Source organism: Dyella ginsengisoli, assembly GCF_044904665.1.
In the GTDB taxonomy this organism is placed as follows: domain Bacteria; phylum Pseudomonadota; class Gammaproteobacteria; order Xanthomonadales; family Rhodanobacteraceae; genus Dyella_A; species Dyella_A ginsengisoli.
Genome location: NZ_JADIKM010000010.1, coordinates 1 through 5,449, shown reverse-complemented (window position 1 = coordinate 5,449; position 5,449 = coordinate 1). Strand labels below are relative to the sequence as shown.

Sequence of the window (5,449 nt, the reverse complement as noted above, 5' to 3'; positions counted from 1 at the left end):
GCAACAAAAAACCCCCTCTTTAGGAGGGGGTGATTTGCGTATGAGGTCCCTGGCGGTGACCTACTCTTGCATGCGGATGCACACTACCATCGGCGCAGCTGCGTTTCACTTCCGAGTTCGGGATGGGATCGGGTGGGACCACAGCGCTATAGCCGCCAGGGAAAAAGTGGGGTCAGCGCTGATAGCGCCAGACCCACGATCGGGGTAAACGAGTGACAAGCGATTTGGGTGAAACGTATTTGAGATGTATCGCGAGGTATTGCGAAGCGTCTTGGGGTTATATGGTCAAGCCTCACGGCTCATTAGTACGCGTAAGCTCAATGCATTGCTGCACTTCCACACCGCGCCTATCAACCACCTAGTCTTGATGGTGCCTTAAGGAGAGTCGAGCTCTCGGGAGATCTCATCTTGGGGCGTGCTTCCCGCTTAGATGCTTTCAGCGGTTATCACTTCCGTTCATAGCTACCGGGCAATGCCTCTGGCGAGACAACCCGAACACCAGCGGAACGTCCACTCCGGTCCTCTCGTACTAGGAGCAGCCCCCCTCAAATCTCCAACGCCCACGACAGATAGGGACCGAACTGTCTCACGACGTTCTGAACCCAGCTCGCGTACCACTTTAAATGGCGAACAGCCATACCCTTGGGACCGGCTACAGCCCCAGGATGTGATGAGCCGACATCGAGGTGCCAAACACCGCCGTCGATATGAACTCTTGGGCGGTATCAGCCTGTTATCCCCGGAGTACCTTTTATCCGTTGAGCGATGGCCCTTCCATACAGAACCACCGGATCACTAAGACCTACTTTCGTACCTGCTTGATCCGTCGATCTCGCAGTCAAGCACGCTTATGCCTTTGCACACAGTGCGCGATGTCCGACCGCGCTGAGCGTACCTTCGTGCTCCTCCGTTACTCTTTGGGAGGAGACCGCCCCAGTCAAACTACCCACCATACACGGTCCCTGACCCGGATTACGGGCCTAGGTTAGAACGTCAAGCACTTCAGGGTGGTATTTCAAGGATGGCTCCACGCAAACTGGCGTCTGCGCTTCAAAGCCTCCCACCTATCCTACACAGAAGAACTCAACGTTCAGTGTAAAGCTATAGTAAAGGTTCACGGGGTCTTTCCGTCTTGCCGCGGGAACGCTGCATCTTCACAGCGATTTCAATTTCACTGAGTCTCGGGTGGAGACAGCGCCGCTGTCGTTACGCCATTCGTGCAGGTCGGAACTTACCCGACAAGGAATTTCGCTACCTTAGGACCGTTATAGTTACGGCCGCCGTTTACTGGGGCTTCGATCAAGAGCTTCGCCTTGCGGCTGACCCCATCAATTAACCTTCCAGCACCGGGCAGGCGTCACACCCTATACGTCCACTTTCGTGTTTGCAGAGTGCTGTGTTTTTGATAAACAGTCGCAGCGGCCAGGTTACTGCGACCCATCAACGCTCAGTCACGCACGTGACCACGTCGATGGGCGCACCTTCTCCCGAAGTTACGGTGCCATTTTGCCTAGTTCCTTCACCCGAGTTCTCTCAAGCGCCTTGGGATTCTCACCCTGCCTACCAGTGTCGGTTTACGGTACGGTTTTTCTTAAGCTGAAGCTTAGTGGCTTTTCCTGGAAGCGTAGTATCAGTCACTTCGTCCAATAGGACTCGTCTCGGTGCTCGGCATAAAGGATCCCGGATTTGCCTAAGACCCATGCCTACCGCCTTTCCCCGGGACAACCAACGCCCGGTAGACCTAACTTTCTCCGTCCCCACATCGCACTTAAGAAAAGTGCTGGAATATTAACCAGCTTCCCATCGACTACGCATTTCTGCCTCGCCTTAGGGGCCGACTCACCCTGCGCCGATGAACGTTGCGCGAGGAAACCTTGGGCTTTCGGCGTGGGGGCTTTTCACCCCCATTATCGTTACTCATGTCAGCATTCGCACTTCTGATACCTCCAGCAGACTTTACAATCCACCTTCACAGGCTTACAGAACGCTCCTCTACCGCGTACACATAAATGTGCACACCCCGAGCTTCGGTGCATAGCTTAGCCCCGTTAAATCTTCCGCGCAGACCGACTCGACCAGTGAGCTATTACGCTTTCTTTAAAGGGTGGCTGCTTCTAAGCCAACCTCCTGGCTGTCTATGCCTTTCCACATCGTTTTCCACTTAGCTATGACTTTGGGACCTTAGCTGCGGGTCTGGGTTGTTTCCCTTTTCACGACGGACGTTAGCACCCGCCGTGTGTCTCCCGGATAGTCTGTCCTGGTATTCGGAGTTTGCCATGGTTTGCTAAGTCGCGATGACCCGCTAGCCATAACAGTGCTCTACCCCCAGGAAGATTCGTCCGAGGCGCTACCTAAATAGCTTTCGAGGAGAACCAGCTATCTCCGAGTTTGTTTAGCCTTTCACTCCTATCCTCAGCTCATCCCCATCTATTGCAACAGATGTGGGTTCGGTCCTCCAGTGCGTGTTACCGCACCTTCAACCTGGCCAAGGATAGATCACTCGGTTTCGGGTCTACTGCCAGAGACTATGCGCCCTATTCAGACTCGGTTTCCCTTCGCCTCCCCTATACGGTTAAGCTTGCCACTGACAGTAAGTCGCTGACCCATTATACAAAAGGTACGCAGTCACCCTTGCGGGCTTCCACTGCTTGTACGTATACGGTTTCAGGGTCTATTTCACTCCCCTCTCCGGGGTTCTTTTCGCCTTTCCCTCACGGTACTAGTTCGCTATCGGTCAGTCAGGAGTATTTAGCCTTGGAGGATGGTCCCCCCATGTTCAGACAGGGTTTCTCGTGCCCCGCCTTACTCAATTTCACACACAATGCCCTTTCGTCGACTGGGCTATCACCATCTATGGCCGGCCTTTCCAGACCGTTTGACTAGAACAAAGTGTGCTTTTGGGCTGCTCCGCGTTCGCTCGTCGCTACTGACGGAATCTCGGTTGATTTCTTTTCCTCCGGGTACTTAGATATTTCAGTTCCCCGGGTTCGCCCTGCATGGCTATGTATTCACCATGCAGTACTCCTTGCGGAGTGGGTTTCCCCATTCGGACATTGCCGGATCAAAGCTTGTTGCCAGCTCCCCGACACTTTTCGCAGGCTGCCACGTCCTTCATCGCCTCTGACTGCCAAGGCATCCACCGTATACGCTTAGTTCGCTTGACCATATAACCCCAAGTCGCCTCGGGGCCATCCTGTTGCCAGGACATGCCAAAGAACAGTTTCGCTACATTTGCCTCAACGACACATCTCGGTTCGGTTTCGAACCAAAACGCTTGTCACTCGTTTACGTTTTCAAAGAACACCACGCCGGCCTCAACGCCGGTGGGCTTCAAAATCTTTTGTGTGCGCTACACATCCATTGGAAGGCCGTTTGAAACTGGTGGAGCCAGTCGGGATCGAACCGACGACCCCCTGCTTGCAAAGCAGGTGCTCTCCCAGCTGAGCTATGGCCCCAGGTGCTTGGTGGTGGGTCTGGGAGGACTCGAACCACCGGCCTCACCCTTATCAGGGGTGCGCTCTAACCACCTGAGCTACAGACCCATAAAGCTTCCGGTCGAAACGACCAAACACGCCCTGTGGCGTGCGGATGTGCAGGTGTCTTGTGTGGACGTCTTGCAGCAGCGAAAGCTGCCTATCTCGAAAGGAGGTGATCCAGCCGCACCTTCCGATACGGCTACCTTGTTACGACTTCACCCCAGTCATGAACCACTCCGTGGTCGTCGTCCCCCTTGCGGTTAGACTAACGGCTTCTGGAGCAACTCACTCCCATGGTGTGACGGGCGGTGTGTACAAGGCCCGGGAACGTATTCACCGCAGCATAGCTGATCTGCGATTACTAGCGATTCCGACTTCACGAAGTCGAGTTGCAGACTTCGATCCGGACTGGGATCGGCTTTCTGGGATTGGCTCCACCTCGCGGTATTGCAACCCTCTGTACCGACCATTGTAGTACGTGTGTAGCCCTGGCCGTAAGGGCCATGATGACTTGACGTCATCCCCACCTTCCTCCGGTTTGTCACCGGCAGTCTCCTTAGAGTTCCCACCATTACGTGCTGGCAACTAAGGACAAGGGTTGCGCTCGTTGCGGGACTTAACCCAACATCTCACGACACGAGCTGACGACAGCCATGCAGCACCTGTGTTCCGATTCCCGAAGGCACTCCCGCATCTCTGCAGGATTCCGGACATGTCAAGGCCAGGTAAGGTTCTTCGCGTTGCATCGAATTAAACCACATACTCCACCGCTTGTGCGGGCCCCCGTCAATTCCTTTGAGTTTCAGTCTTGCGACCGTACTCCCCAGGCGGCGAACTTAACGCGTTAGCTTCGACACTGATCTCCGAGTTGAGACCAACATCCAGTTCGCATCGTTTAGGGCGTGGACTACCAGGGTATCTAATCCTGTTTGCTCCCCACGCTTTCGTGCCTCAGCGTCAGTGTTGTCCCAGATGGCCGCCTTCGCCACTGATGTTCCTCCCGATCTCTACGCATTTCACCGCTACACCGGGAATTCCACCATCCTCTGACACACTCTAGCTTCCCAGTATCCACTGCCATTCCCAGGTTGAGCCCGGGGATTTCACAGCAGACTTAAGAAACCGCCTACGCACGCTTTACGCCCAGTAATTCCGATTAACGCTTGCACCCTTCGTATTACCGCGGCTGCTGGCACGAAGTTAGCCGGTGCTTATTCCTCAGGTACCGTCAGCCCCACCGGGTATTAGCCGGTAGTATTTCGCTCCTGATAAAAGTGCTTTACAACCCGAAGGCCTTCTTCACACACGCGGCATTGCTGGATCAGGCTTGCGCCCATTGTCCAATATTCCCCACTGCTGCCTCCCGTAGGAGTCTGGACCGTGTCTCAGTTCCAGTGTGGCTGATCATCCTCTCAGACCAGCTATCGATCGTCGCCTTGGTGAGCCATTACCTCACCAACAAGCTAATCGAACATCGGTCCGTCTAACCGCGCAAGGCCCGAAGGTCCCCTGCTTTCTCCCGTAGGACGTATGCGGTATTAGCGTAAGTTTCCCTACGTTATCCCCCACGTCTAGGTAGGTCCCGATGCATTACTCACCCGTCCGCCACTCGCCACCCACAGTATTGCTACTGCTGTGCTGCCGTTCGACTTGCATGTGTTAGGCATGCCGCCAGCGTTCAATCTGAGCCAGGATCAAACTCTTCACTTAAGTTTTCGACACCCTCTCCCTTGCGGGTTTGGACGTCTATCTTTCTGAAGGGTGATCCCAACATAAAACGTCATTGCTGACTTGTATGTTGGACCCTTGCATTGCTTGGACAGTCATTCCGTCCACTGCAAGGCGTCCACACAAGTCACCTGCGCACACTGTCAAAGATCAATCACTTGCGATCCGTTTCTCGAATCGCCCCGAAGCATTTCGCCCCGGGTGAGCCGCACATTCTACATCGATCTTCTACCTCGTCAACACCT

The 5,449-nt window shown here is 54.5% G+C and carries 2 tRNA genes and 3 rRNA genes; all 5 read right to left on the bottom strand.

Going from position 1 to position 5,449, the window contains the following annotated elements:
- Positions 1-47: 47 nt before the first annotated feature.
- Positions 48-160: ribosomal RNA gene (gene rrf / locus ISP17_RS19460) — 5S ribosomal RNA — on the bottom strand.
- Positions 161-281: 121 nt separating this feature from the next.
- A 23S ribosomal RNA gene (locus ISP17_RS19455) occupies positions 282-3,164 on the bottom strand.
- A 215-nt stretch (positions 3,165-3,379) separates the two neighbouring features.
- Positions 3,380-3,455, bottom strand: a tRNA-Ala gene (locus ISP17_RS19450).
- A gap of 10 nt (positions 3,456-3,465) precedes the next feature.
- Positions 3,466-3,542, bottom strand: a tRNA-Ile gene (locus ISP17_RS19445).
- 99 nt (positions 3,543-3,641) lie between these two features.
- Positions 3,642-5,186 (bottom strand): 16S ribosomal RNA (locus ISP17_RS19440).
- Together the 16S, 23S and 5S rRNA genes with 2 tRNA genes alongside form the textbook arrangement of a ribosomal RNA operon.
- Positions 5,187-5,449: the final 263 nt, after the last annotated feature.